We start from the raw sequence: 26,211 nt of genomic DNA, 5'->3' as shown, positions 1-26,211 counted from the left end.
GGCGGGCTCGGCGGCGGCCCGCTCGTCCGCATTGGCGAGCGCACGACGACGACGCCCGGTGGGCTGGCCCTCGCTCGGGTCACCGGTCGCGGCGTCGGGCGAGGGGGTCGTGGCGGGGCCGGCGGGCAGCGCGGGAGGCAGCGCGTTCTGCGCGGCGGGCTCGCGACGCGCCCGCCGCGCAGAACGCGCTGCCTCCCGCGCTGCCCGCCGGGCCCGCCACGACCGCCTCGCCCGACGCCGCGACCGGTGACACGAGCGAGGGCCAGCCCACCGGGCGTCGTCGTCGTGCGCTGGCCAAGGCGGAGGAGCGGGCCGCCGCCGAGCCCGCCGGGCGTGCCGTCTTCGCGCTGCCGCCGGCCGAGGCCGACCGTGGACCCGAGTACGCGCAGAACGCCGGGCTCGGTCCGGTGCCGGTGCCTGCGGCGCCGGGTGCGCCGGATGTGCCGGATGTGCCTGCCGGGGCTGTGGCCGTGTCTTCGGGGCCTGCGCAGGGTTCGCAGGGCGTCCCAGGAGCCCCGGGAGCCCCGGGAGCAGAGGCGTACGACGGTGAGGGCGGCCAGGGAGCCGCAGTGGCCGGGGGGATGGTGCCCGCCGGAGGGGTCGTACCGCCTGGTGGGGCCGTACCCGCCGGTGGGCCCGTGCCGATGACCGGGGCTGTACCTGGCGGGGGGCCGGGCCCTGCCGCTGGGCCCGTGCCTGCCGGGCAGCCGATGCCGGGGGCGGGTCCTGTGTCTCCCGGGCGGCCGATGCCAGGGCCGGTGCCGCCTGGAGGCATGGTGCCCGTCGGGGGCCCGGTTCCCGCCGCAGGCCCCGTGCCTGTCGCGGGGCCCGTGCCCGCCGCCGGGCTCGCCCAGCCCGTGGCTCAGGCTCAGGTCCAGGTCCAGGCAGCGGGTGAGGCGGCACAGCCGCAACCGCAGGTTCAGGGCCAGGTTCAAGGCCAGGTGCAGGCTCCGCCGCAGGTCCAGGACGCCGGGGTGCCCGGTGTCGCCGCCGCGCAGGGTGCCGTGCCGGTGGCGGATGCCGCGCAGGCGCCCGGGGTCGGCCAGGCGGTCGTCGCCGGTCAGGTGCCGAGGGCTCCCGCCGGCGGTGCGGACGACGGGCGCCATGACGCCGCGCTGCACAACCCGGCGGACGACCACACCCCGCCGCAGCCGCATCCGCTGCCCACGCCGACCGGCCGCCGCCGCGCCGTCCGCCCCGCCGCACAGCAGGGCGGCGCCGGGGCACAGGTCGCCGCCGGGCAGCAGCCGGGGCCTGCCCAGGTGCCGCCGGGGCAGGGCGTCCCTCCGCAGATGGTTCCGGGCCAGCCGGTGCCCGCGCAGGGGGCCACGGCACCACATCCGGTGCCCGCGCAGGGCGTCCCGGCGCCGCAGCCCGTCCCCGCCCAGGGTGCTCCCATGGCGGCCGCCCCGGCGCAGGCCGCGGCTGCCGGCCAGCCCATCCCCGCCCAGGGCCTGCCGGGCGCCCCGCAGCCGGTGCCCGCCCAGGGTGTTCCCGGGGCCGCCGCGCAGGCCACCGCCGCGCAGGCCACCGCAGCACAGGCCACCGCCGCGCAGGCCGCTGCCGTACCGCCGCAGGGCGTCGCCGGTCCGGCTCAGCAGGTGCCCGCCCAGGCCGCCGCCCCCGGCCCGCCCATGGGGGCCACGGCACCGGCGCCCGGTCAGCCCGTCGGCGCTCCCGGCGCGGGCGCGCAGCCCGTGCCCGGCCAGGGTGTCCCCGGGGCCGCCGCGCAGGCCGCTGCCGTACCGGCCCAGGGCACCCCCCAGCAGGTCGCCGCTCCCGGCCGGCCTGGCCCCGTGCACGGTGCCGTACCGGGTGTTCAGGGTGCCCCGCAGCCGGTGCCCGCCCAGGGCGTGCCCGGCGCCGGTCAACCCGCCCACGCCACGCCGCAGGCGCAGCCCCAGTCCTGGCCCGACCCCGGTCAGGACAGCTCCGGCGCGGGTGTCCCCGTGGCCGGTGCGCAGGCTCCGTTGCCTCCGCAGTCGACGCCGTCGTCGGGGACCCCGCTGCCGCCGGAGCGTGCCGTGCAGCAGCCGCGCGCCGCGCAGCCGCTGCCCGCCGAGGCCGCCCCGACCGCCGGGCCCGTCGCCTCGCTCGACCCCAACTCGACGCAGGGGCGGGCGATCAGCGTGCGAACGCTGGGCCAGGGTGTCCCGTTCGCCCGCCAGGGCGCCCCTCAGGCGCAGGGCCAGCCCCAGCCGGGATCCACTCCGGCCCCGAACCAGCCCGGCGGTTCCGGTCGGCGCCGCAAGCTCGGTACGCCGCCCGAACCCGCCGGTGACCGCCCCGAGTCGGCCGCGCGCCCCCACCCGCAGCCCGGACAGGCCAAGGGCAACGGCGGCGGGCAGACCCCGCTGCCCGCTCAACCGGGCCAGCCCTCACTGGCCGGGCAGGTACCGCTACCGCCCCACGCCTCACTCGCCGGACAGGTGCCTCTGCCGCCGCAGCCCTCGCTCGCCGGGCAGTCCCGGCTGGTGGGCAACACCGACGGGGCCGGGCGCTCGTACGCCATAGGGGCCCCGGACAAGAACGCGGACGAAGGGCCCGAGCCGTTGGACGGGCCCGGCGGGGCGGTGGAGGTTCCCGACCGGCCCCAGCCGCAGCCGATGGACGACGAGTTGCCGCCGGAGCCGCTGGACAACCCGCGCCGGCTGCTCGTGTGGCCCGCTCCGGACGTGCCCACCCACCAGGCGCTCAGCGAGCGCGGCTACCGGCCTGTCATCGTCAACTCGCGTGAGGACGTCAACGCGCAGATCGCCGCCTACCCGGCCGCCCTCTTCGTCGACCCGCTCACCGGACCCATCACACGTACGGCCCTTCAGTCGCTGCGCCAGGCCGCGGTGGCCGCCGAGGTGCCCGTGCTCGTCACGGCGGGACTCGGCCAGGCGACACGTGACGCGGCCTACGGGGCCGACCCGGCCATCCTGCTGAAGGCGCTCGCGCCGCGTGACTCCGAGCAGCATCCGCCGAGGGTCCTGCTGATCGAGGAGCACGCGGAGATCGCGCTCGCCCTGACCGCCACGCTGGAACGGCGGGGCATGCAGGTCGCGCGGGCCGCGTCCGACACGGACGCCGTCACCCTCGCCGCGCAGATGCGACCCAACCTCGTGGTGATGGATCTGCTCCAGGTCCACCGGCACCAGGCCGGGATCATCGACTGGCTGCGGACGAACGGGCAGTTGAACCGCACCCCGCTCGTCGTCTACACCGCCGCCGTCGACCAGGCCGAACTCCCGCGTCTGGCCTCGGGCGAGACCGTCCTGTTCCTCGCCGAACGCTCGACGAGTCCGGACGTCCAGACCCGCATCGTGGACCTCCTGGCCCGCATCGGCACCAACTGAGGCCGCCGACACACGAAGTGAGTCCATCCCACAACAGCACTTGGGGCACTGTTTCACGTGAAACAGTGCCCCAAGCCATTGGTCGGACGCCGGATCCTCAGATCTGCGTCACGTCCATCAGATCTGCGTCATCCCGTCAGATCTGCGTCACGTCCAGCTGACCGTCCGCGTACTGCCTGCGCAGCACCTTCTTGTCGAACTTGCCGACGCTCGTCTTCGGGACGGACTCGATGATCGTCCAGCGCTCCGGCAGCTGCCACTTGGCGATGTGGCCCTCCTCCGCGAGGAAGGACCGCAGCGCCGCGAAGTCCGTGCGGGCGCCTTCCTTCAGCACGACGGTGGCCAGCGGGCGCTCGCCCCACTTCTCGTCCGGCACGGCGACGACAGCGGCCTCGGCGACATCCGGGTGGGCCATGAGGGCGTTCTCCAGATCGACCGAGGAGATCCACTCGCCGCCGGACTTGATGACGTCCTTGGCTCGGTCGGTGAGGGTGAGGAAGCCGTCCGGGCTGATCGTGCCGACGTCGCCCGTCTTCAGCCAGCCGTCCTCGCTGAACTTGTCCTCGGGCCGGAGGTGCTCGGCGCCCTGGCCGCCGTAATACGCACCTGCGATCCAGGGGCCGCGGACCTCCAGTTCACCGGCGGACTCCCCGTCCCAGGGGAGCCGATCGCCGCCGGGGCCGGTGAGGCGGGCCTCCACGGAGGCGGGGAAGCGGCCCTGGGTGAGGCGGTACGCGAGCTCCTCCTCCGAACCGGCCTCGACATGGGCCGGCGGCCGGGCGATGGTGCCCAGCGGGGACGTCTCCGTCATGCCCCAGGCGTGGCAGACCCGCATACCGAGCTTGTCGAAGGCCTCCATGAGCGCGGGCGGGCAGGCGGAACCGCCGATGGTGACCTGGGTGAGGGAGGAGACCTCGCGCGGCCGGGCGTGCAGCTCGGCGAGCAGGCCCTGCCAGATGGTGGGGACGGCGGCGGCGTGGGTCGGCTTCTGCGTCTCGATCATCTCGGCGAGGGGGGCGGGCTGTAGGAACCGGTCCGGCATGAGCATGTTGACGCCGGTCATGAACGTCGCGTGGGGCAGGCCCCAGGCGTTCACATGGAACTGCGGGACGACGACGAGGGAGAGGTCCGCGTCCGTCAGGCCCATGGACTGGGCCATGTTGACCTGCATGGAGTGCAGGTAGATCGAGCGGTGGGAGTAGACGACGCCCTTGGGGTCGCCGGTGGTGCCGGAGGTGTAGCACATGGCCGCGGCGGAGCGCTCGTCCAGCTCGGGCCAGTCGTACGTGGTCGGCTTGCCGGCGATCAGGTCCTCGTACTCGTGCACCTGGACGCTCGCTCCGGCGAGCAGCGACCGGTCGCCGGGGCCGGACACGACGACGTGCTCCACCGGCTTGAGGTGCGGGAGGAGCGGCGCGAGGAGGGGGAGCAGCGAGCCGTTGGCGATGATCACCCGGTCGGCGGCGTGGTTGACGATCCAGGCGAGCTGCTCGGGGGGCAGGCGCAGGTTCAGGGTGTGGAGGACGGCTCCCATGGAGGGGATCGCGAAGTACGCCTCGACGTGCTCCGCGTTGTTCCACATCAGTGTGCCCAAAACATCGTCCTCGCGTACTCCCAAATCGTCGCGGAGTGCGTGAGCCAGCTGGGCGGCGCGGTTGCCAATCTCGGCAAAGCTACGGCGGTGCGGTTCGGCCTCGCCGGTCCATGTGGTGACCTGCGACGAACCGTGAATGCTTCGCCCGTGCTCCAGAATGCGCGAGATCAACAGTGGTACATCTTGCATCGTGCCGTACACCGGTGGGCCTCCCCATTGAGATACGCAGCCGTATTGCCTGCTCGCGATTCTCGGGGCATACCACTCGGTATGTCACTACCTCGGGGGAATCTGTTCCCAGGTGTCGGGACGTGTCCACAGCTCAGCAGCGAGCCACAGACCAGCCGTAACGGTGCCGAACTGTCCTCGACAGATACGAGCCGGCTCCCACGGGTCCGGCTCCCACAGGGGATGAACCTGCACCTCGACGCCCTCGGCGCCGGGTATGGGCTCGCCGTTCTCGTCCTTGCGACGCACAAGGGCGACACGGCGTACCAGCTGCTTGAGCATGGCGTTCCGCTCGGTGGTGTTGAGCGTCCGCCACTCCTGGGCTACACCGACGACCAGCCGGTCAAAGTCTGACCGCTTGGGCGTCTCCTCGACGTCGACCAGCTTTTCAAGCTGCTTCTTGATCTTCTCTTGCCGATCGAGGTACGTGTCGCGTGCCCGCTCGAACGCCCCCGCCGGGTACTTCTCGGGGTTGTCGTTGGCGTCCATGATCAAGCGGGTGAGAGATGCCTCGATCGTGCTGTACTCCCCTTGCAGCTTGCCCCGTGCCTGCTTGGCGAGAGCCCGCTCGTCGACCTGTGGTTCGTTGGTGTTCTCGGTCGGCGGCGCGGTGTCGATGCCGGGGGCGGCCTCGCGCTTGAGCCACTTCTCGACCTCGCTTTCTACCTCCGTGCGTGGAATCCACAGGCTGTCGCACGACGTGCTACCGGCCTGCGCGCGGAGTGTGCAGCGGTAGGCGTATCCGGGCTTGTTGTAGGGCTTGCCCCCAGTGGTCTTCCATCGTGCGGTGGTCATGCTGGTACCGCCTCGGCACGTTCCATGACGTACCAGGCCGGTGAGTTGGTACAGGGTGTTACGGGCGCGGGGTGGGGTGTTCTGCACTTCTTTTCGTCTGGCGCGGTACGCCTGCCAGAGGTCCCAATCGATCAGTTCCTCGTGCGCGCCCTGAACAAGGAAGTAGTTCGGGCACGTTCCGTTTGTCTTCCTCCCGTTGCACTTGCATTCGTCGTCATGGATGCGCAGCAGGCCGGCGGCAAAGCCGCTGTCCATGTAGCGGGTGAGCGTCGGCGTGCTCCACAGGGTTTCGCGCGTGGTGCGATAGCCGTGCTTGTTGAGCCACCCGCACAGAGCACTGAAACCCTGGGGCTTGGTCTTGTCGGCGTATCGCCGGTACAACTCGGCGACGATGGGCCCGAGGTTGGGATGGGGCTCGTACTTCTCCTCTTGCAGGGTCTCGGTTCGGGGGTTCCATCGGCGGTGCCAGATGTACCCGAACCGTGGGCGGCCGGTGGCCGGTAGGCCCTTCGCACGGCGGTGCTGGTGCGTCTCCGCCCATGCCTCGCCGATGCGGTCGGACTCGAACGCGGCGAACTCAAGGATCATGCCGCGCTGGAACCGGCCGATGGCCGTCGTCGCGTCAACGGGTTCGGTGGCGCTGACCAGTTGTCCGCCGATGGTTTCGACCCTCGCGAGGTTGATCGCGTTTCCGGCGCGGTCGCGGCCGAAGCGGGAGTACCGCCATACGGCGATTCCCTTCTCGCGCCCCTTCTCGACGATCTCGATCGCCCGCATGATCTTGCGTTTGAAGTTGCGGCCGGTCGTGTCGAGGTCTTCGATCCACTCGGTGATTTCCGACCCGTTTCGCTTGGCCCAATCAAGAATGGCCTTGCGCTGGAGTTCGGGGCTGATCTTCTCCTCTTTCCAGGTGGATACCCGAATGTAGCCGACATACGGCGTGAGCTGTTTCGTTCTGAAAGTGGCTGGTAACTGCGCTGTTGTCACTGCGCCTTCCGTTCGCTTGGTCGAACATGGCTCGGGCGAAGCGTGATCACGTTGCCCGCGTCCTGCTCGGCGCGGTCCTCCCTGTGGCCCGGTTCGGGCGGGGTGGGTGCGTCGAGCAGACCGCGGGCGACGTGGTCGAGGGCGCGGACGTATCCGGCGCGGTCGGCGTCGGCGAGCTGGTCGGTGGTGGCTTGCTGGGAGTTGTGGACGGTGCGGACGATGAGCAGCGGGACAGCGGTAAGGGTGATGAACAGCCCGGCCTGCCATAAGGCATCGTTGTCACCGAGCAGGCCGAGGACGCCCGCGGACTGCCCCGCCAGAAGCAGCAGTAGAGCGAATGCGGGCGTGAATCGGTGGGTCACTTGCGGTGCCTCCGTGCGTCAATTCTCGGCGGCGCGTCCGTTGCGAGTCTTGGCGCGGCGCCTGATCAGGAACTCGGTTGTGTTGACGAAATGCGCGACGTCCTCGGGGTCCTCGATGCCCATTTCCTCTGCGGCCTGCTCTGGCGTGAGTGGACCGTCGGGGCGCGGGGCGGGGTTTTGGACGTCGGCTAGCTCTCGGCGACTGAGGACGCCGGCGGCGATCAGCACCTCAGCGAGCGGCAGATCAAGGGCGTGGGCGAGGGCTTCCAGAACCTTGATGTCCTGCGCGCCCTGCTTGTTGAGAATGCGGCTGATCGTGCCAACACTCAGGCCCGAATCTGCGACGAACCGGCTTTGTCCGCCGCCCCTGGGTCGCATGTCGTAGCCGCGCCGTTCGAGCTGATCGCGGAGCCATCGCGCGAACTCGGCAGGGGTCGCCTTGTCGCTCCCCGGCTGGTTGTTCTGTTCCATGGATGGAACATACCGCGCATGGATGGGTCCGGCTACGGGCCGTCTTGAACCTGTCCTGATCGCACACTTTTAACACGGTTCACCCCCTGAACTGCGGCGGCGCACTCGAACAGGTGACCGATTGTTGTCGGGCATATGCCGAGTGTCAATGCACTTTGAAGCGGCAGGACTTCACAGTTTCCCCACACGTTCCATCATGCTACGTTCCATCCATGGAAGGAGTGAACCAACCACGAAAGGACGATGCCGTGTATGACCGCGAGGCCCTGGTCACCGCCGCCCGCAAAGCGGGTGATCACAAACCGTCAGACACCGCACGCCGGTTGAAGGTTGCGCGGAACACCGCATGGCGCCTGTGGCACGGGCACACCGCCCCGAGCGCGAACGTAGCCGCCGCCGTCGAGGAGCACTACGGCGTTTCGGCCGGCCAGCTGGTCAAGCGGTCCGCCGCATGACCGGCCCCGTGATCTCCCGCGAGCAGGCGTTCGCGAACGCCCGCCGTGTCCTCGACGCCGCCCGCGACCGCCGAGACAGCGACCGCGCCGCCGGTCGCCTCGACTCCGCAACGGAACTGATCTTGCGCCGCCTCGAACGCGACCAGCGACGGCAGGCGCCCGCCGTCGAGCACCGCGCCGCCGCCTGAAAACACGGCGGGCCGCCCGGATTGCGCCCGGACGGCCCGCCCGACCGAACCCCGAGAGGTACCGATCGTGAACACCCCTGAGCGTACCGCCGCCACACCGAGCGCGGACGCCGAGAAGCACACCATCCGCACGGCCGTGATCGCCCGGCAGCTGGACCAGATCGCCCCCGGCACCGTGCGCGTGCGGACCGCCCCTGTACGGACCGAACACGACGGCGAGCAGCGCCTCACGACGTGGGTCGTCCTCGGCGACGCCCTCGGCGGGCCGGTCAAGGCCGACCGCGACGCGCACCGCGCCGCCCGCGGCCTGCTGCTGCGGATGTTCCCCGCCGCCGACTGGACCCGACCGCAGGTCTACGACGCGATCACGGGCGCCCTCGCCGTCGACACACCGGTCATGCCCGAGGAGCTGCGCCGATGATCCGTCCGACGCTCACCGCCGACGGCCTCGCCGTCCGTCTGCCGATCGCCGACCGTGCCGAGCAGCTGCTCGACGCACTCGCCGTCGCGTACACCGCCGACCCCGACACGGTCGGCCACCTGCTCACGCACCACGGGGCGAACGTCGTCCGCCTCGATCACGCCGTCGTGAGCGAGGACATGCCCGAGCACGAGCGCGCCATTCGCGCCGCCGAGGCCGACGGGAGCCGCGAGGCCCTGCTCGCCGAGGCGCCGCCCGCCGACAACCTCGACGATCTGCTCGGCCCCGACGACGCGCTCACCCTCGCCCGTCGTATCGCCCGCCTCGCCGTGTACGTCGACCCCCGCGCCGGTCTCATCACCCACCGCCTCGCCGCACGGATGCGCAACGCGGCGTCCCTCGGCAGAGGTGAGGCCGCGTGAGTCTCACCCTCGACACGGTCGGGAAGCTGCTCGCCGAGCGGGCCGTCGAGATGGTGCCGGGACAGCTCGCCATCGATGAGGGCGACGCGCTGCGGGTGGGGTCGCTGTGTTCCGGATACGGCGGCCTCGACATGGCCGTCTGCGACGTCCTCGGCGCGTCCGTGGCGTGGCACTGCCAGTACGAACCGGGCGACAAACACCAGTACGCCGCGCGCATCCTCGCCCATCACTGGCCCGACGTTCCAAACCACGGCGATATCACGGCCGTTGACTGGTCGGAGGTCGAGCCGGTCGACGTCCTCACGTCCGGTTTCCCCTGCACCGACGTGAGCCTCGCCGGCAAGCGCGCGGGCCTGATCGGCGACACCGTCGTACCCGCCGGCGTCCTGCTGTGCGGGAACTGCCGTTGGGGCGACCACGACCTCACGACGTGCGAGGCCGCCGCGCCGTCCGGCGCCGTTCCCTCGCGCCTGTCCGGTGTGGTGGCCGCCGCCGCGGTCGCCGAACTCAACGCCCGCGACCTCGCCGACCCGTCGGGCCCGCCACCCGAGCGCGTGATCAAGGGAACCCGCTCCGGCCTGTGGTTCCACGTCGCGCACGCCATATCCGTACTCAAGCCCCGATTGGTGGTGATCGAAAATGTCCGCGGTCTTCTCTCAGCCAAGGCCGTTCGCGGTGTGGGACCCGACGGAACGCCTGTGGATGCGGACGGCGGAGACGCCGACACTCTTCGAGCTATCGGCGCCGTACTCGGCGACTTGGCCGACCTCGGGTTCGATGCGGAATGGCACGTGCAGCGCGCATCCGACGTCGGGGCCCCGCACCAGCGTGAGCGCGTTTTCATCATCGCGTGGCCTGCTGCCGACGCCGACCACGAGCGAGTGGAACGGGCCGGGGACCCCGGACGGGAACCGCAACGACACCTTGCGGGCGCGCATCGCGCAGCTTCCGACGCCCCTCGCGAGGGACAGCCGGGGGAAGGGACACCCGGACGGCCTACCGGCGGTCGTGCAGCTGCTGAAGACGCCGACGGCCTCACTGGGGATGAGCGGCGGGTCGCAGCATCCGGAGAAGAGGAAGCGGGGCGGGCATGGTCCGACACTCGCCGACGAGGTCGAGCACCTGCTACCGACGCCGAGGGCGAGCGACACCGGGACGCCGGGCCGCCGGTCGAGCGAGGGGTTCCGGCCGCCCCTGTCCGAGGTCGTCATTCCGATGTACCCGACCCCGAGGGCGAGCGACGGAACCAAGGCGAGCCCGAACCAGAAGTACGGGGACGGGACGCCGACACTGGCGAACGCGGCAGCGTCGATTGGGGCGAGTACGCCCCAGCCGTCGAACGGTGGGAAGCGGTCACGGGCCGACCGGCACCCCGGCCAACTGACGATCGAGGCCGCCTGACCCCGGCGTTCGTCGAGTGGATGATGGGTCTTCCCCTCGCCCACGTCACGGGCGTACCGGGCCTGTCCCGCCCCGCCCAGCTCAAGGCACTCGGGAACGGCGTCGTGCCGCAACAGGCCGCGTACGCGCTGCGGTTCCTACTGCACCGCGCCGGGATCGCCGCACGGTTCGGACTGGCCGCATGAGCGCCGCCACGCCCGTACGGGGCGTTTCCGTCGACCTCGCCCTCGCGTTCCTCAAGCGCACCCGCGAGACCGAGGGCGGACACCGCGAATGGACCGGCACCCCTGCCAAGGGCGGGGGCCGGTTCCAGCACAAGGGCACGTCGTACACCGCGTTTCAGGCCGCGTTCATCCTGTGGCACGGCCGGGCCCCGGCCGGCAACGTCTCCCCGTCATGCGACGTGCCGACCTGCTGCTCGCCCGCCCATGTCGACGACCAGGAGACCCGGAAGCGCGAGCGCGCCGCCCTCGCCGACGTCAAGGGCATGCGGCACCGGCCGCCGAAGTGCAAGCACGACCAGGCCGTACACGGTCGCCACCGTGCCGACGGCCGCCGGTACTGCGCCGAGTGCAACCGGCTTGCCAGCAAGCCGAGTTGTGGACACGGCAACCCGACGTGCCACGACTCCGAGGTACGGCCGTATCCGTGCGGGCCACGGTGCGAGGAGCACCAGCCGGCACGGACCCGCCCGTACGTGACCGATGCCGCCTGAACTGCCCCGGGGCGAGGACGAGCCGCCGACGCCCCTCGCCCCGGGCGCCCCATGCCGAGGAGCACAACCCCTGTGACCTGGTTCAAAGTCGACGACACGTTTTACGGGCACCCCAAGACGCTCAAGGCCGGTAACGCCGCCGTCGGCCTGTGGGTCAAGGCGGGCGCCTACGCCGCCCAGCACCTCACCGAGGGCACGGTTCCGGGCGTCGTCGCCCAGCTGTACGGCACCGCGCCGCAGGCCCGGAAGCTGGTCGCCGCCGGTCTGTGGCACGCCCACGGGCACAGCTGCGACCGGTGCGCGCAGCCGGCCCCCGGCGACTACGTGATGCACGACTTCCTGATCTACAACCCCACCCGCGCGCGCGTCGAGGATGAGCGCGCGAGGTCTGCCGAGCGCCAGCAGCGGGCCCGCGAACGCGCCGCCGAACAGCGGAACCAGGAGCGTAATCCGCTCGATCCGTCGGCGAATCGTGAGCGAATCGACGACGATCCGTCGCCCGAAAATCGTGAACCGTCCGCGAATCAGATCGAGTTTCCGGAAGACATCGCAGGTCAGGGCGACCCGTCACAGCGTGACGGTATGGACCCGTCACGGTCCCCCCGACCCGACCCGTCCCGTCCTGCTGTACCTCCTACGGAGGTACAGCAAGCTAGCTACGGCCCGACCCCCGCCGTGCCGGTGAACCTTCGGCCGTTGTGTGACGCGCTCACCGCCGCGGGCGTCGTCGTCGAGTGGTCCCTCGCCGAGGCCGAATGGTTCCGCCTTGAGGCGATCGTGAAGCGGACCGCCGTCCCCGCCCTGGTCGACCACGCCCGCGAGCAGTGGCGCCGCGCCCGCTCCCGCCCTCGGTCGGTCCGGTACTTCCTGCCCGGCTGGACCGCGCTCCCCCCGGTGCCCACCGGTACCCCGACCTCGCCCGATGCCGACGTGATCCCGCTCGACGCCGCCCGCCCCGGCCGTGTGCAGCGCGCCGCCGACCTGTTCCGTACCGCCGCCCTCGACGACCCGAAGGAGTCCGCCCAGTGAACCGCCAAGAGGTCGCGGCCCTGCTCGCGTACGCCGTGCGCCTCGACCCGCGCACCGCGCCCGCAGACCAGGCCGCCGCCGAGGAAACCCTCGACCAGTGGGCCGACCTGCTCGCCGACGTCGCCACGACCGCCCCCCACCCCAACGGCCGCCACTGGGACGCCGCACAGGTCGTGCGCCACCACATCGCGACCTCGCCCTACCCGATCAAGCCGTCGGACGTGTCCCGTCCGTGGCACGACTTCCGCCGCGACGTCGTCGACCGCCACCACGACCCCGTGCCCGCCGCCGACCCGGACGACCCCGCCGCGTACCGCGCCGAACTGCTCGGCACCCGCAACGCCGTGGCGACCGGCACGGCGACCGCCGCGACGTTCCGGGAACTGACCGGCGGGCCCGCGCCCGAGGTCGCCGAACGCCTCGCCGCCCTCGGCGACTACGTCCCGCGCACCGTCGCGCAGGCCCTCGCCGAGTTCCGGCCGCGCCGCGCCGAACGCGAACGCCGCGCCGTCGAGGGACTGCCCGACCCGCTCGACGTCGCGTGCCCGCACGTGCACTGCCACGCCCGCGCCGGGGAGCCCTGCGTGAACCACCGCCGCAACCCGCGCCGCACCGCCCACCCCTCGCGCCTCGACCTCGCCACCGCCCGCCGCCACGCACCGAAGGAGCCGGCCGCATGACCAGCCGCAGGAAGCACCCCGAGCGCGCCCCGCACCGACGCCGCGCGAGCGCGACTGACCGCACAAAAAACAACAGCGGGTACCGGATCACGGGATCGTGGGACCAGCATCCGGACCGCCCGGCGATCAAGCCGACGCAGGACCGCAAGGCCGCCCGCCGCATCGCCCGGAACATGGCCGAGCAGGGCGCGTACGTGGTCGTCGAGCAGCACCACGGATACGGCTGGTGGTCGACCTGGTTCGAAGTGGACGGCCCCGCCCTGCTCGCCGAGCGCCGTGCCGCCGAGGAGGAGCAGCGCCGCCATGCCGTCGAGGAGCGGCACCGCGCCGAGCAGGAAGAGGCCGCCCGCATCGCCGCCGCCGAGAAGTCCGAGCGCGAGCGCGCCGGTCTCGCGCGGCTCATGGTGTGTCCGCCGGTCGCCCGCGAGCAGTGCGGCCGCCGCGACGCCCGCCATGTCACCGGGGCGCAGCGATGATCCCCGCCGCCGCCCTCGCCGTCGTACGCGCGGGCGTCGAGAACGCACGGGGGAACGGCCTCGACACCGCCGGGGACGTGGCCGAGCAAGTCGTCGAGGAACTGGTCGCCATGGGATGGACGATCGTCCTCGCCGAGGCCGACGACCGCCCCGCAGCCGCGTAACACCGCGCCCGGGGGCGGAAATCGGAGTGACCAAGGCCGCCCCCTGTGCACTATGTTCCAACCCTGGAAGGAACGAACCAACCGTGAAAGAACATTCGGAACGACTTCCCGTCGGAGGTAGCCACCATGGACCGGCCCACCCCGGCCGAGCGGTTCGCCGACAAGGTGAACACCGCCGGCCCCTGGTCACTCCGCCGGGACTGCCCCGGCCCCTGCCATCTGTGGGACGGCGCCCAGAACGAGAAGGGCTACGGCACTTTTTGGGTCGCCGGCCGCACGGTCAAGGCCCACCGCTACGCGTACGAGCAGGCCAACGGCCCGATACCCGCCGGTCTTGAGGTCGACCACCGGTGCCGCCGCCGCGAGTGCGTCGCCCCCGGCCACCTCGACGCCGTCACGCACCGCGTCAACATCCTTCGCTCGGCGAACCACGTCGCCGCTCGCGCCGCCGTGACGCACTGCCCGGCCGACCACGCCTACGACCAGGCGAACACCATCCGCGCGAAGAACGGAACGCGGAAGTGCCGGAAGTGCAAGAACGCGTCCGCCCGCGCCAAACGCACCGAGCAGCGCGAGGCCCGCCTCGCCACCGTCGAGCCCATTCGCCGCCGTGCCGATCGCGCCCTCGCACAGGCCGCGTGACCGGCCGCGCGTCCGGACGCGGACCCGCCCGCGCGCGCGAGCAGCGCCCCGCCCCCTCCGACCCGAGGACAGGAGCACCACCCCATGACCCGCATTCCCGACGCCGTCGCCGTCGCCTCGCTCGACACTCACCGCGAGCAGGCCCTCGCGTGAGCAGCCTCGCCGGTCTCGCCACCGTCGCCGCCGTCCTCGCGTCCGGCGTGCCCCTCGGCCTGAGGGCATGCCGGCGCGACCCCGGCCCCCTCGCCGGCCGCCGCGCCCGCGCCGACCGCGCCCTGTTGCGCCTCGCCCGCACAGGTTGCGCCCGCCCCGACCAGTGCCCGACCTGCTCGGCCCTCACCGAGCGAGCCCAGGAGAACCACCAGTGACGAACGCCCCCGCCCGACGCCGTCGGCACTCTCGTACGAAGGGCCGCGACCACGCTCGCCGCGACCGCCGCGCCGCCCTCGATGTCCTGCTCGCCCGCGCTGAACGCGGCCGGTTGTCCCCCACCGAGGCCACCCTGTTGCGTGAGTACGTCGCCGAGGAGCAGCGCACCGCCGACGAGTGCCGTAAGGCCAACGCCGGCAGCACGCGCGCACTCGCCCAGCACCGGGAAGCGGCCGACGCCGTCGTACGCGAGTTGGAGGGCGACCGCGCCGAGGCCGAGCAGCGCGCCGCGGACGCCGAGGAGCAACTACGGGCGTACCGGGCCGTGTTCGGGCCCGGCGCCCTCGATACCTTCCGGACCGCGGTTCGGCAGACCGACGCCGTGCGGGCCCTGCTGCCCACCACGCCCCGGCCCCGCCTCGGACTCCCGAACGGCCTCGCGTACGCCAACGGCTTGCACGACGCGTACGACGCCGTCCGCGACGCCCTCGCCCAGCACTGAGCACAGGAGCAGCCACCATGACGACCCCCCTCGCCCAGGCCGCGCCGCCGGTCGCCCGCCGCGCCGCCGTCGACCTCGCCGCCGTACGCGAGCAGTGGGGCGACCTGCTCGCCGCCGTCGGCCGCCGACCGGCCGCCGAGTGGCCCCCGCGCGAGTGCGCCGGGTTCCTCGACCAGCTCGCCGCCGCCGACCACGCCGAGGACGGCGAGCAGCCGGTCGAGGCCGCCGTCGGCCGGCTCCCCCTGCTGCTGCGCGAGCACCCAGCCCCGCTCAACCTCGACGCCCTCGATGCCGCGATCGAGGTCGAGCGCGAGCTGTTCGACCTCGCCGACGCCGTCGCCGAGCAGGTGCAGCGCTCCATACGACCGGCGCGCGACAGCCGGGGCCGGTTCGTCCCCGACCAGGCCGACGCCGCCGACCCCGCACGGTGGCACCCGCCCACGCACCGCGACGCCGGACCGGCGAGCGCCGCCTCGGCCGGTAGCCGGGCGTTCGGGTTGCACTGGGCCGCCGTGTGGGTCGAGGGCCGGGCCCTCGGCGAGGAGTACGGCGACCTGTTCGAGCCGATGCCCGCCCGCCTGCTCGACGAGGTCGCCGCGACCGCCGCGCGAGCCCGGCGCTCCGTCGAGCGGGCCCTCGGCCGCGACGGCCGCACGACGGCCCTCGCCAAGGCGTGCCCGTGGTGCGGGGGGAGCCTGACCGGCCGGACCCGTCCGGGGGGCGAGCCGGTCGTCGCCTGCTCGACCGGCGCAGCGTGCACCGCGCCCGCCGACGGCCGCCGGTCGGGAGTGTGGCGGGGGGCCGACCTGGTCGCCCTGTGGGCCGCCCTCGCCGAGGCTCGCGAGCGACCGGCCGCGTAGGGACCGGCCAACTCGCGCGGGGCGCCCGGCCGTTGCTGGGCGCCCCATCCGTGAACCAACTTGTGAACCCGCTTGTGAAGTCGCTTCAGAAGTAGTTACAGTGCTCCCACAACAGCACGGCGGACCTCACCCGCCACACCAACCAAGGGAGCGACCCCCGATGAACACCAACCGCACGCGCTACCACGTGGGATTTCACGAGATCGGCCTCGACTCCGAGTACCGGGTCGAGTGCATCGGCGAGGACGTCGCCGAGATCTTCGCTTGGCTCGAAGGGGACATCTCCGGAGTCGCCGAGGACGTCGAGGACGACGCTCCGTTCGACGAGCTGTACGACCGCCTCGCCAAGTGCGAGACCGTCGCCGAACTGGTCGGCGAGCACACGGTCGACGCGTTCGTGTTCTTCGTGCGCCCCGTGACCGACTGCGGGTGCCCGTGCGACTGCGCCGAGACCGATCGCGCCGCCGAGTGCGACGGCACCCACCACCGCGAGGCCGCCGCCGAGCCCCAGCTCGCCGAGCCCGACGCCGAGGGCCGTTCCACGTTCGAGTTCAACGGCGACACATTCGCCGTCTTCAACACGGCCAGCAAGCCCCTTGACGGGTACTGGGCCGTCGCCAAGATCCCCGCCGAGGGCGACATCTACCCCAGCCGCGACTACCTCGGCGCGGGCATCAGCACCCGCGAGAACGCGTTCGCCCTCGCCGTCGAGAAGCTGCGCCCCACCCGCCTGATCACCTTCCTGCCGCGCCGCTTCCGCGACGCCCTGCTCGACGACGACGAGCGCGAGGAGTACCCGCACGTCAGCACCATGGGTTGGGTCCTCGGCTGGAACGACGAGGGGATCGCCGTCCTGTTCGAGGACCGCGAGCCCCGCGCCCTGATCTACCCCGACCGCCCGATCGAGGTCGCCATCATCCGCGCCCCGTACGGCGGCCTCGACAACCTCGACGGCAAGTGGAAGACGATCGAGACGGCCGCGCTCGCCGCCCGCGCCCACATCCTCGACGCCCGCGCCTGACCGACCACCGAGGGGGCGCCCCGCGCGGGCGCCCCCGCCCGAAGGGACACACGATGTTCGTCGAGTTCTTCCCCGTGGTCGTGACGGCGTACTCCGCCGACGAGGACCACGCCCCGCTGCTGGTCGACCCCGCCGCCGCCCGCATGGTGCGCGCCGACCAGGTCGCCGACGGCGACACCGTCCTCGCGTCGTTCAGCGGCCCCCAGGGCCGCATGCCCGCCGCCGACTACTTCAACGACCAGTACACCGCCCGCCCCAAGCCCTACAACCCGACGTGCGGGTGTGGGTCATGCGCCACCATGGCCGACCACGAGGGCCCCGTCGTCGACCTCGGCGACGACAACCCGTGGGACGTGTGCGACCCGTGGCCCGCCGCCGCCCCAGTCCTGATCGTCCCCGCCGCCTGACCGCCGAGGGGGCCCGCCCGCCGAGGGCGGGCCCCGCCGAGGGCGGGCCCCGCCGAGGAGCGAACCCCTGTGGAGCCCTACGCAGTGCGCGGCGCCGCCCGCAAGACGACCGGTCACTACCGCCGCCCCGGAACCCAAGAGCTGTACTGCGGGCGCCGCGCGGGCGGGCGTAACTGGATCTTCGCCGCCGTGCGCGGGTGGCAGCTGTGCAAACGGTGCGTACGGGCCGAGGCCCGCGACCGCGCCGAGGCCGAGGCCGTCGCCGCCGAGTGGCGAACCGAGGCCGAGGTCGAGGCCGTCGAGCCCGCCGGCATGCTGAGGACGCCCGCGCCATGGCGACCGCGCCGCCCCGAACAGCTCACCCTCGACGGCGTACCGCACGCGCCCGAACAGGTCGCCCTGTTCGCCGCCTGACCGCCCCGCCCGCCCTCGCCCGAGGGCGGGCCCCGACCACCGACAGGAGCACCACCAGTTGAGCACCAGCGACCACCAGCAGCCCAGCCCCGACGAGGGCGAGCCCGAAGTCCGGCCGCTTTCGTCGGTCGAGATCAGCCGACGCGCACGGCGCCACCGGACGGCGAGCGACCAGCCAGCAACCGAGAAGTTCCGCGACCAGCTGTTCGCCCTGATCACGGAGCACGAACGGCAGATCGTCGCCGACCGCGCCCTCGCGGGTGACCCGAACCCGACCGACGCCGACCCCCTCGCATACGTCTACGAGATCGCCGAGCACTACGCCCAGCGCGAGCAGCGGACCAGCTACCTCGCCCAGCTCGCCGACGAACTCACCCTCGACGACGTGCGCGCGCTGCGCCTCGCAGGGGAGGCCGCCAAGGCAGCGACGCCGTTGGTCGTCATGGCCGAGACCAACCGCGGTAAGGACGTTCCGCAGATCGCCGAAGAGGTCGGCCTCACCGAGTCCCGGGTGTACGCGATTCTGCGCGAGCAGCGCGCCGCCGACCCCGACGGAGTCAGCCCGCCCACCACCGACGAGCAGTAGGCCCGCACACACAGCGCGGGCCCGCCCGGTTCCTCACAAACCGTATGGGCGGGCCCTGACCACCAGATCGGAGCGACCCCTAACCGATGGCTACCGCCAACCCTACCCAGCAGCCGACCAAGGCCCCGAACCTCCCGCCCGACGTCGGCCGGTCCCTGTCCGTGCGCATCCTCGACGAAGGGATGTGGGACGACCTACGCGTCATCATGCAGACCGGTTGCGACGCGTCCGCCGCCGTCCGACAAGCGTTACTCATCCTCGCCAACGTGTACGACGGAGCATGGAAGCGCGGGATCGTCCCGACGGGCGTCGCGCCCGAGATCGTGACGGCGAACGTCAAGCCTCACCGGCCCGTCCGACAGCCTGACCAGGACGTATGACAGCTGCGCGCCCCGCTGTACGACACGGCGGGGCGCGTGCGCGCGTCCGGACGCGAGGGCGTCATGCGCCCGCGCGCGTGCGTCGTACAAGCCGCTTGCGCCGTTATCGTTCCGTGACCTAAAGTGGGGCCCGTCTTCGGCGTGCCCAGAATTGGTCACCCGCTCCACTTGTAGACGTACACCGTGCGCCCGTCCGCGCGGCGCAGTGTCCGGGTAGCTGGTGTGGCCTGGTTGTTGGCCATCCCTTCCGTCATGACTGTGTCTGGCGCGACTATCAGCCCGAAGCCTTCAACGGTCACGGGCCGGTCTTCAGCAAGTGCTACATCTGCTGCGCGTTCCACCGCTTCCTGTTCGCTCTGCTGTTGACCAGGCATGGCGTCCTCCAATCCCACGCCCCACCTTCATTGTTCCGTTGCGCTTCCCCGCGCGCCCCCTCAGCGGCAGGAGGTGACCGCCCGTGGGACGCCCCATCGACGACCGCGACCGCGAGCAGGTACGCGAACTGCACGCCCAGGGCAAGAGCAGGAACGAGATCGCCCGAGCGATCCGCCGGTCGCCCTCGACCGTGTCGAAGATCGCCGCAGCGTGCGACCCGCCGCTCACGTTCGACCGCGCCGCCGAGGTCGAGGTCGCCAACCGGGTACGCCGTGCCGACCTCGCCGCGCGCCGTGCGGAACTCGCGCTCACCCTGCACGACGTCGCCGAGCGCGAAATCGGCAGGATGACCGAGCCACACCTCTACTTCGAGTGGGGCGGGAAGGATCACACCTACGCCCAGAAGTGGCAGGACGAGCCGACCCCCGCCGACCGGCGCACCATGATGGCCACCGCAGGCGCCGCCCTCGACCGGTCCCTCAAGCTCGCCCCGCCGCGCGACGAGGCCGGCGAGCGCTCCCGGTCCGTGATCGGGCGCCTCATGGAAGGACTCGCCCGCAACTACGCCGAGCGGCACAGCAGTTCATCGGACGGCGACGATGACGGGTGACCTCGGCCTGTCGCCGAAGCAGGTCGATTCGATCGTCGAGGCCGCGGCGTTCCTCAACCTCTGGGAAGGCTCCGTCAGGTCCGGGAAGACCATCGCGAGCCTGCTCCGGTGGTTGGGGTACGTCGCCGACCCGCCGACCGGCGGCGAACTGGTCATGGTCGGGCGCACCCGCGACAGCCTCGCCCGGAACGTGTTCGGCCCGCTCACGAACCCCGACGTGTTCGGCGAGGTCGCCCAAGATGTCCACTACACCAGCGGCGCCGCGACCGCGACCGTCCTCGGCCGTACCGTCCACGCCCTCGGCGCCAACGACGCCCAGGCCGAGCCGAAGGTCAGGGGACTGACGTGCGCCGGGGCGTACGTGGACGAGGCGACCACGCTCCCCAAGTCGTTCTTTGACCAGCTCACCGCGCGTTGCAGCGTGCCGGGGTCGAAGATCTTCGCGACCACCAACCCGGATAATCCGAATCACTGGCTACGCCGCGACTACCTGCTCAGGCCGGAAGAGGCCCGACTCAGGTCGTGGCACTTCCAGTTGGACGACAACCCCGGCCTTGACCCCGAGTACAAAGCCCGGATCAAGTCGACGCACACCGGCCTGTTCTACAAGCGCAACGTGTTGGGCCTGTGGGTCCAGGCCGAGGGCGCCATCTACGACATGTTCGACGAGGCCGAGCACGTCGTCGACACCCTGCCGGCCATGCGCCGGTACTGGATCGGCGTCGACTACGGCACCGTGAACGCCACCTCGGCGATCCTGCTCGGCGAGGGGGTCGACGGCCGGCTGTACGCGTGCGCCGAGTGGCGCCACGACTCCCGCACCGCGCACCGGCAGATGACCGACGCCCAGTACAGCGCCGCACTGCGCAAGTGGGTTGCCGAGCAGGGCGTCGCCCCCGAGTGGACGTTCATCGACCCGAGCGCGGCGTCGTTCATCACGCAGTTGTGGGCCGACTCGTACGAGGGCGTCGCCCGCGCCTCCAACGAAGTGGTGGACGGAATCCGGTCCGTGGCGAACCTGCTCGGCGCCGGTCTGCTGCGCATACACCGCTCGTGCGAGGGACTGCTCGACGAACTGCCCGGCTACGTGTGGGACGAGACGGCCGCCGACAAGGGCGAGGACAAGCCCGTCAAGGCGAACGATCACTCGTGCGACGCGCTCAGGTACGTGATCCACTCGACCGCCCACGAATGGCGGCACCTGCTCACCCTCGCCGCGTAAGGAGGCCGCCGCCATGGCCGCAGCGTTCACCCTTCCCGTATCCCTCACCGTCGGCGAGCACACCGTCGAGGTAGGCGAACTGACCCTCGCCCCCGGCGAGCAGGTACGCCCCGCCCTCGCCGCCCTGTTCCGCCGTGCCGCCGACGCGTGCGAGGCGACCGCGCAGGAAGGGGGCGGGTGATGGCACTCCCCGACAACGGCGCCGCGTGGCCGCCCCCGGCATGGGCCCCGTACTACGACGCGATGCGCCTCGACGACGCGTGGTACAGCGGCGACCGTAAGCGCCTCGCCCGCGTCTACACCAACAATCCGCGCCCCACCGAGCGTCGTCGTCTGTGGGGCCGGAAGTCGTTCGCACACCGCGCCGACCGGCGCGACCACCGGCTACACGTCCCCCTCGCCGGCGACATCGCGAGCACGTCGGCCGACCTGCTGTTCGCGGACATGCCGACGATCACCGTCGAGGACACCGCGACACAGGAACGCCTCGACCAGCTGCTCGACGAGGGCCGCGCCCAACAGGTGTTCCTCGGCGCCGCCGAGCAGGCCGCCGCCCTGTCCGGGGTGTTCCTGCGGGTGACGTGGGACCGCGACCTAGTACCGCGCCCCCTGCTCACCGTCATGCAGCCCGACGGAGCCGTACCCGAGTGGCGGTTCGGCCTGCTGCGGGCCGTCAACTTCTGGCGTGAGCTGGAAGGTTCGACGACCTCGACCGTATGGCGGCACTTCGAGCGGCACGAGTCCGGCCGCATCGTGCACGCCATGTACCAGGGGACCGCCGACAACATCGGCCGCCGGGTGCCACTCACCGAGCACCCCGACACGGCCGACCTGGTCGACAGCCTCGACGCCGACGGCGACACCATCACGACCGGCATTCAGCAGCTCACCGCCGCCTACATCCCCAACATGCTGCCCAACCGGCTGTTTCGCGGCTCGCCGGTCGGACGCTCGGACTACGCAGCACCGATCTACGACCAGTTCGACGCCCTCGACGAAACGTGGACATCGTGGATGCGCGACATCCGCCTCGCCCGCGCCCGTCTGATCGTCCCCGACGGGTACCTACGCAACGAGGGCGCCGGGCGCGGGGCGTCGTTCGACGACGACCGCGAAGTCTGGCACTCCCTGAAGATGCCGCCGAACGAGGGCGCCGGGATCACCCTGAACCAGTTCGACATCAGGGTCACCGAGCACCGCGAGACGTCCGAGGCGATCATGCGGCAGGCCGCACAGGCAGCCGGCTACTCGCCCCAGTCGTTCGGCCTCGACAGCGACGGGCAGCCGGTGACCGCGACCCAGGTCGACAGCCGCGACGCCCGTTCGATGGTCACCCGCCGGAAGAAAGCCGGGTACTGGCGACACGGCGTGGCCGACATGGTGCACGTCCTGTTGCAGCTCGACGCGAAGCTGTTCGGCAGCAGGATCACGCCCGTACGGCCACGGGTGGAGTTCGGCGACGGGGTCGCGGAATCGGCAGAGCAGACGGCGACCACGCTCGACCTGCTCAACCGCGCCGGGGCCGTCAGTACGGCAACGAAGGTGAAGATCCTTAACCCGACATGGGACGACACCGCAGTACAGGCCGAGGTACGGGCGATCCTCGCCGAGACCGGCGCCGCCGCGCCCGACCCCGTCGGTTCATTTCCGAACTGACATCGGCAATGTCATCAGCATTGTCATCGGTAACGTCACAACCGATTTTGACGCGTATAACTTTCCTCGGTTGTCTGCATCAAGGTACTGTTTCACGTGAAACACCATGTGCGCTGTGTTCTGCACAGCGAAGGGCCCAATGCCTGGTTGCCCCCAGACATCAGGCCCTTGCCGTGGTGTGCAGCTAGTGAGCCCGGTCGCGCAGCAGTCGGCCGGGCTCATTGCTGAGTTTCCGTACCGTACCCGACGGGATCACGTCAGAGCTGTCTGTGCCAGCCCTACCGCAGCAGCCATTCGATGATGAGCCTGATGACCGGCAGCCAGTCGACCCACGACAGCCGATTGCCCGGCTTCCGCTTGCCCTTCCGCCTGCCGCGTACCTCGCGACGCTTCATCGTCCGCCACCTCCAGTGACCCCAAAGTGCCCTGGGGTCCAGGGCCCTCGCCGACGATCGCGGCGAGGCGAACGCGGGGGTCACGGGTGGTGACGGGCCTAAGCATAAGCGGTCGAGGGGGAGTTGGGAGGGACGGGCACACACCAGGCACACACCAGGCGTACGCCCCCCAGGTTCCCTATTTCCGAAATGCTCCAGATTCACTGTCGTGCACCCCTCGGAACACCTCGGAACACCTCGGAACACCTCGGCAGTTCTCGCAAGTCCCATCGTGACGAACGCCACATGGGGGGATGCATGCCGATTCACCCGGGCATGGTCGAAGACCTCGCCGAGCACACACGCGACTTGTACGCGGACGCCGAGGAAAGGCTGTTGGGCATCGTGGCCCGGCAGCTCGCCGCCGGCCTCGACGCACCCGGTTGGGTCGAGCGGAAGCTCGCCGCCGTTCAGCAGCTGCGCCGCGCCTCACGGGCCGTGGTCGACGAACTCGGCACGGCGGTCACGCTGGAAGTGTTCGACGTCGTCGCCGAGGCGTACAACACCGGACACCGCGCCGCGGTCGCCGAGCTCGGCGCCCTGTCCGACGACGCGCGCCGGCTGGTCGACGACGTGACCCCCAACGCTCAGGCCGTCGACCGCCTCGCACGGGAAACGGTCGACGTCGTCACCTCGACGCACCGCTCGATACTGCGTGCCGTCGTCGACCGGTTCCGGGCGATCGTCGCCGAGGTCACCGCCACACCTCTACTCGGCACCGGCACCCGCCGACAGGCCACCCAAGACGCCATGCGCCGGTTCGCCGACGAGGGCATACGCGCGTTCACCGACCGCGCTGGACGCCGTTGGCAGCTCACCAGCTACGCCGAAATGGCGGTACGGACGTCCGTCGCCCGCGCCGCGACCGAGGCGCACATGCGGACCCTGTCCGACGCCGGTATCGACCTGGTCATCGTCAGCGACGCCCCGCGCGAGTGCCCGCTCTGCCGCCCGTGGGAGGGCCGCGTACTGGCCATCGACGGCCCGACCGGCGAGCGCACGGTCGAGGTCGAGCACGCCATCGACGACGGCCGCATGATCCCCGTACGGATCGCCGGCACCCTCGACGAGGCTCGCCTCGCCGGGTTCCAGCACCCGAATTGCCGACACAGTGTGTCGGCGTACACGCCCGGCCTGACGCGTATCGAGCAGGCCGAGAGCGACCCCGCCGGATACGAGGCCGGACAGCGACAGCGGGCGATCGAGCGGCACATCAGGAAGCACAAGCGCCGCGAGGCCGCCGCCGTCACGCCCGCAGCGCAGCGCTCCGCACGACTCAAGGTCAGGCAGTGGCAGGGCGCCATGCGGTCGCACCTCGCCGCCCACCCCGACCTACGACGGTTGAGACACCGCGAGCAGCCGGGCGCCTCGAACCTCCCCGAGAAGCGGACCGAGGCCACGCCCGAGCAGGTCGAGGCCGCGCGCGTGTGGTCCGGCGACGACCAGTCGGTACGCGAGATGAGCGACGACCAGCTCGCCGCCGCCGAGCGTTCCCGCCTGCTCGACGACCGCGCCCGCGCCCGGATCGAGGCCGAGGCCGACCGCCGCGACCTCGACGACCTGCTCGCCCGCATCGCGCCGGGCGGCACCCTCGCCGACGACCTCGCCGGGTTCAGCGACACCGAACTCGCGCGGGCGTACCGGCACTTGACCGACGGCGACGCACTGCGCGTCATGGCGGAGATGGACCGGCGCGACCGCGCCGCCCAGCTGCCAGGGGTGGCCCCCGACCTGGTCGGCCTGTCCGACCACGACCTCGCCGCACGCGCCCGCGACGCCGACCCGGACACGCTCGCCCTGATCGCCGCCGAGGCCGCTCGCCGCGACCTGCTCGCCCGCCTGTTCCCCGGCGGGCGCCTGCTCGACGACCTCGCCGACGTGTCCGACGACGAACTCGCATGGGCCATGCAGTACGCGACCAGCGAGGAAGTGCTCAGCAGCGCCGCCGAGATGGACCAGCGCGACGCCGTCGACCTCCCGCAGCCGGCCGACAGCGGCGACCCGGTCGCCGACCTGCTCGCCGACCGCGACGCCCTCGCCGAGGCCATGGCGCCCGCGCCGGACCCGGAGGATTGGGGACGCCTCGCCGACGACGAGTCGTTCGCCGCCGAGGCCGCCGCCGTCGCCGCCGCCCACGAAGAGGACGGGGGCGACACCGACGAGCGGCACACGATCACCCGCCGCGAGGCCCGCGCCCTGTACGACGAGTACGTGTATCGCCAGTACCTACAGGCCGAGAACGACACAAACGGCTACCTGCTGAACAAGAAGGCTCGCGCCGCCGGGATCAACCCGGTTTCCTTGTTCAGCGGGCCCGCGCGCATCGCGTACGCGCGCGCGTCCGACGAGTTGAAAGAGTGGTGGGCGGCGAACGGCCGGCTCACTCAGGCCGAGTTCATCGAGTCGGTTGTCGGCAAGCCCCAGCGATGGGCCGACGGCGCCCGCAAGAACGAGTCCGACCAGCAGAGCAAGAGGTAGAGGGGGCGCAGCGTGGGCACGCGCGAGGACATCGTCAGGGCAGTCACGGCCGGTCGCGAGGCCGGCAAGCGGGGCGACCCGCCGACGTCATGCCCGTACCCGAGCACGGCAACGCTGCGGACCGCGTGGATTCGCGGCTACGCCGAGACCCGCCCCGTGTCGTCCCAGCCGGAGACGACCAGCTAGCACACGCCACCGACAGCACGACCCCCGAAGGGGGGCCCGCCATCCGCGCGGGCCCCCCTTTTTTTCATGCCCTGACGCCCGCCCCAGCGGGCCCAACCGCACCAGGAGTGCACCCATGACGACCCCAGCCCCGGCCTCGACCGCGCCGAGCGGACAGCAGCAGGGCGACCCCGGCAACCAGCCGAGCGGGCAGACCCCGCCCGCGCCCGCACCGACCGCGACCACTCCGCCCGCGCCCCCGACGCCGCCCGCCGCGCCGCAGCAGCCGGCCGCGCCGCCCGCACCGGCACCCGCCCAGGAACCGGCGACCGCGCCGCCCGCCCCGATCGCACCCGCCCCG

Annotated in this window: 31 protein-coding genes and 1 pseudogene; 27 read left to right on the top strand and 5 right to left on the bottom strand. The window is 71.9% G+C overall.

Annotated elements, in window-relative coordinates; genetic code table 11:
• The first annotated feature begins 941 nt into the window (after window positions 1-941).
• The gene (locus AOK15_RS09010) at window positions 942-3,341 is read left to right on the top strand and encodes a response regulator (RefSeq protein WP_055514601.1); all 2,400 of its coding nucleotides are present in this window, start codon (window positions 942-944) and stop codon (window positions 3,339-3,341) included.
• A gap of 136 nt (window positions 3,342-3,477) precedes the next feature.
• Here the strand turns inward: AOK15_RS09010 and AOK15_RS09005 are convergent, their stop codons facing one another.
• The 4 genes from AOK15_RS09005 to AOK15_RS08990 form a co-directional block, all read right to left on the bottom strand.
• Window positions 3,478-5,136 carry a long-chain fatty acid--CoA ligase gene (locus tag AOK15_RS09005; protein ID WP_205632100.1) on the bottom strand — a complete coding sequence of 553 codons (1,659 nt, stop codon included), beginning with the start codon at window positions 5,134-5,136 and terminating at the stop codon, window positions 3,478-3,480.
• A 75-nt stretch (window positions 5,137-5,211) separates the two neighbouring features.
• A complete protein-coding gene (locus AOK15_RS09000; RefSeq protein ID WP_079058378.1) occupies window positions 5,212-6,945 on the bottom strand; it encodes a recombinase family protein in 1,734 nt (577 codons plus the stop codon).
• On the bottom strand, window positions 6,942-7,307 hold the full coding sequence (locus AOK15_RS08995) for a hypothetical protein (protein WP_055514598.1): 366 nt from the start codon (window positions 7,305-7,307) through the stop codon (window positions 6,942-6,944). The genes AOK15_RS09000 and AOK15_RS08995 overlap by 4 nt, the downstream gene beginning before the upstream one ends.
• A gap of 18 nt (window positions 7,308-7,325) precedes the next feature.
• Window positions 7,326-7,778 carry a helix-turn-helix domain-containing protein gene (locus AOK15_RS08990; protein ID WP_055514596.1) on the bottom strand — a complete coding sequence of 151 codons (453 nt, stop codon included), beginning with the start codon at window positions 7,776-7,778 and terminating at the stop codon, window positions 7,326-7,328.
• Window positions 7,779-7,990: 212 nt separating this feature from the next.
• On the opposite strand from AOK15_RS08990, the gene AOK15_RS44915 reads away from it, so the two are divergent.
• The 19 genes from AOK15_RS44915 (at window position 7,991) to AOK15_RS08890 (ending at window position 18,910) form a co-directional block, all read left to right on the top strand.
• On the top strand, window positions 7,991-8,233 hold the full coding sequence (locus tag AOK15_RS44915; RefSeq protein ID WP_157870196.1) for a hypothetical protein: 243 nt from the start codon (window positions 7,991-7,993) through the stop codon (window positions 8,231-8,233).
• On the top strand, window positions 8,230-8,421 hold the full coding sequence (locus AOK15_RS44910) for a hypothetical protein (RefSeq protein WP_055514592.1): 192 nt from the start codon (window positions 8,230-8,232) through the stop codon (window positions 8,419-8,421). Before AOK15_RS44915 ends, AOK15_RS44910 begins: the two co-directional genes overlap by 4 nt.
• Before the next feature lie 67 nt (window positions 8,422-8,488).
• On the top strand, window positions 8,489-8,842 hold the full coding sequence (locus AOK15_RS08975; protein ID WP_240508365.1) for a hypothetical protein: 354 nt from the start codon (window positions 8,489-8,491) through the stop codon (window positions 8,840-8,842).
• Complete coding sequence (locus AOK15_RS08970; RefSeq protein WP_240508363.1) at window positions 8,839-9,264, top strand: hypothetical protein; 426 nt, start codon at window positions 8,839-8,841, stop codon at window positions 9,262-9,264. Before AOK15_RS08975 ends, AOK15_RS08970 begins: the two co-directional genes overlap by 4 nt.
• A 50-nt stretch (window positions 9,265-9,314) precedes the next feature.
• On the top strand, window positions 9,315-10,850 hold the full coding sequence (locus tag AOK15_RS46610) for a DNA cytosine methyltransferase (protein ID WP_240508361.1): 1,536 nt from the start codon (window positions 9,315-9,317) through the stop codon (window positions 10,848-10,850).
• A complete protein-coding gene (locus AOK15_RS08950; RefSeq protein ID WP_055514584.1) occupies window positions 10,847-11,380 on the top strand; it encodes a hypothetical protein in 534 nt (177 codons plus the stop codon). Before AOK15_RS46610 ends, AOK15_RS08950 begins: the two co-directional genes overlap by 4 nt.
• Before the next feature lie 72 nt (window positions 11,381-11,452).
• Window positions 11,453-12,409 carry a hypothetical protein gene (locus tag AOK15_RS08945; RefSeq protein WP_055514582.1) on the top strand — a complete coding sequence of 319 codons (957 nt, stop codon included), beginning with the start codon at window positions 11,453-11,455 and terminating at the stop codon, window positions 12,407-12,409.
• Window positions 12,406-13,089, top strand: coding sequence for a zinc finger domain-containing protein (locus AOK15_RS08940; RefSeq protein ID WP_055514579.1), 684 nt, complete (start codon window positions 12,406-12,408; stop codon window positions 13,087-13,089). The genes AOK15_RS08945 and AOK15_RS08940 overlap by 4 nt, the downstream gene beginning before the upstream one ends.
• Complete coding sequence (locus AOK15_RS08935; RefSeq protein ID WP_055514577.1) at window positions 13,086-13,565, top strand: hypothetical protein; 480 nt, start codon at window positions 13,086-13,088, stop codon at window positions 13,563-13,565. The genes AOK15_RS08940 and AOK15_RS08935 overlap by 4 nt, the downstream gene beginning before the upstream one ends.
• Window positions 13,562-13,729 (top strand): hypothetical protein, encoded by a 168-nt coding sequence (locus tag AOK15_RS45555; RefSeq protein WP_167738803.1) that lies wholly within the window; start codon window positions 13,562-13,564, stop codon window positions 13,727-13,729. Before AOK15_RS08935 ends, AOK15_RS45555 begins: the two co-directional genes overlap by 4 nt.
• Before the next feature lie 126 nt (window positions 13,730-13,855).
• Window positions 13,856-14,371: an HNH endonuclease signature motif containing protein gene (locus tag AOK15_RS08930; protein WP_055514576.1), complete on the top strand. Its 516-nt coding sequence runs from the start codon at window positions 13,856-13,858 to the stop codon at window positions 14,369-14,371.
• Window positions 14,372-14,520: 149 nt separating this feature from the next.
• Complete coding sequence (locus tag AOK15_RS08925; RefSeq protein WP_055514574.1) at window positions 14,521-14,739, top strand: hypothetical protein; 219 nt, start codon at window positions 14,521-14,523, stop codon at window positions 14,737-14,739.
• Window positions 14,736-15,242 carry a hypothetical protein gene (locus tag AOK15_RS08920; protein ID WP_055514572.1) on the top strand — a complete coding sequence of 169 codons (507 nt, stop codon included), beginning with the start codon at window positions 14,736-14,738 and terminating at the stop codon, window positions 15,240-15,242. Before AOK15_RS08925 ends, AOK15_RS08920 begins: the two co-directional genes overlap by 4 nt.
• A 17-nt stretch (window positions 15,243-15,259) precedes the next feature.
• Entirely contained in the window at window positions 15,260-16,102 is an 843-nt protein-coding gene (locus tag AOK15_RS08915) for a hypothetical protein (protein ID WP_055514570.1), read from the top strand.
• A gap of 160 nt (window positions 16,103-16,262) precedes the next feature.
• Window positions 16,263-17,123: a hypothetical protein gene (locus AOK15_RS08910; protein ID WP_055514568.1), complete on the top strand. Its 861-nt coding sequence runs from the start codon at window positions 16,263-16,265 to the stop codon at window positions 17,121-17,123.
• Between the two features lie 53 nt (window positions 17,124-17,176).
• A complete protein-coding gene (locus tag AOK15_RS08905) occupies window positions 17,177-17,530 on the top strand; it encodes a hypothetical protein (RefSeq protein WP_055514566.1) in 354 nt (117 codons plus the stop codon).
• Window positions 17,531-17,599: 69 nt separating this feature from the next.
• Window positions 17,600-17,944, top strand: a complete 345-nt coding sequence (locus AOK15_RS08900) for a hypothetical protein (protein WP_055514565.1) — start codon at window positions 17,600-17,602, stop codon at window positions 17,942-17,944.
• 58 nt (window positions 17,945-18,002) lie between these two features.
• Window positions 18,003-18,530 carry a hypothetical protein gene (locus AOK15_RS08895; protein ID WP_055514562.1) on the top strand — a complete coding sequence of 176 codons (528 nt, stop codon included), beginning with the start codon at window positions 18,003-18,005 and terminating at the stop codon, window positions 18,528-18,530.
• Window positions 18,531-18,616: 86 nt separating this feature from the next.
• Window positions 18,617-18,910, top strand: a complete 294-nt coding sequence (locus AOK15_RS08890) for a hypothetical protein (protein WP_055514560.1) — start codon at window positions 18,617-18,619, stop codon at window positions 18,908-18,910.
• A gap of 155 nt (window positions 18,911-19,065) precedes the next feature.
• Here the strand turns inward: AOK15_RS08890 and AOK15_RS44905 are convergent, their stop codons facing one another.
• A complete protein-coding gene (locus AOK15_RS44905; protein WP_157870195.1) occupies window positions 19,066-19,302 on the bottom strand; it encodes a hypothetical protein in 237 nt (78 codons plus the stop codon).
• Window positions 19,303-19,367: 65 nt separating this feature from the next.
• Here AOK15_RS44905 and AOK15_RS08885 point away from each other — a divergent pair, with 65 nt between their 5' ends.
• The 7 genes and pseudogenes from AOK15_RS08885 to AOK15_RS44895 all read left to right on the top strand — a co-directional run.
• Window positions 19,368-19,895, top strand: coding sequence for a helix-turn-helix domain-containing protein (locus tag AOK15_RS08885; protein ID WP_063798960.1), 528 nt, complete (start codon window positions 19,368-19,370; stop codon window positions 19,893-19,895).
• Window positions 19,885-21,117, top strand: a complete 1,233-nt coding sequence (locus AOK15_RS08880) for a PBSX family phage terminase large subunit (protein WP_055514558.1) — start codon at window positions 19,885-19,887, stop codon at window positions 21,115-21,117. The genes AOK15_RS08885 and AOK15_RS08880 overlap by 11 nt, the downstream gene beginning before the upstream one ends.
• 13 nt (window positions 21,118-21,130) lie before the next feature.
• Window positions 21,131-21,298, top strand: coding sequence for a hypothetical protein (locus tag AOK15_RS44900; RefSeq protein ID WP_157870194.1), 168 nt, complete (start codon window positions 21,131-21,133; stop codon window positions 21,296-21,298).
• Window positions 21,298-22,773, top strand: a complete 1,476-nt coding sequence (locus AOK15_RS08875) for a phage portal protein (protein ID WP_055514556.1) — start codon at window positions 21,298-21,300, stop codon at window positions 22,771-22,773. Before AOK15_RS44900 ends, AOK15_RS08875 begins: the two co-directional genes overlap by 1 nt.
• Before the next feature lie 692 nt (window positions 22,774-23,465).
• The gene (locus tag AOK15_RS08870) at window positions 23,466-25,685 is read left to right on the top strand and encodes a phage minor capsid protein (protein WP_240508360.1); all 2,220 of its coding nucleotides are present in this window, start codon (window positions 23,466-23,468) and stop codon (window positions 25,683-25,685) included.
• 12 nt (window positions 25,686-25,697) lie between these two features.
• Complete coding sequence (locus AOK15_RS45550; RefSeq protein WP_167738802.1) at window positions 25,698-25,871, top strand: Rmf/CrpP fold protein; 174 nt, start codon at window positions 25,698-25,700, stop codon at window positions 25,869-25,871.
• A 115-nt stretch (window positions 25,872-25,986) separates the two neighbouring features.
• Window positions 25,987-26,211, top strand: a pseudogene (locus AOK15_RS44895) (TerD family protein); the annotation flags it as partial.

The sequence above is a fragment of the Streptomyces ossamyceticus genome (genome assembly GCF_001418475.1).
Lineage (GTDB): Bacteria > Actinomycetota > Actinomycetes > Streptomycetales > Streptomycetaceae > Streptomyces > Streptomyces ossamyceticus.
Note: the sequence above shows the minus strand (reverse complement) of the source record. Positions and strands in the feature narration are given on the sequence as shown.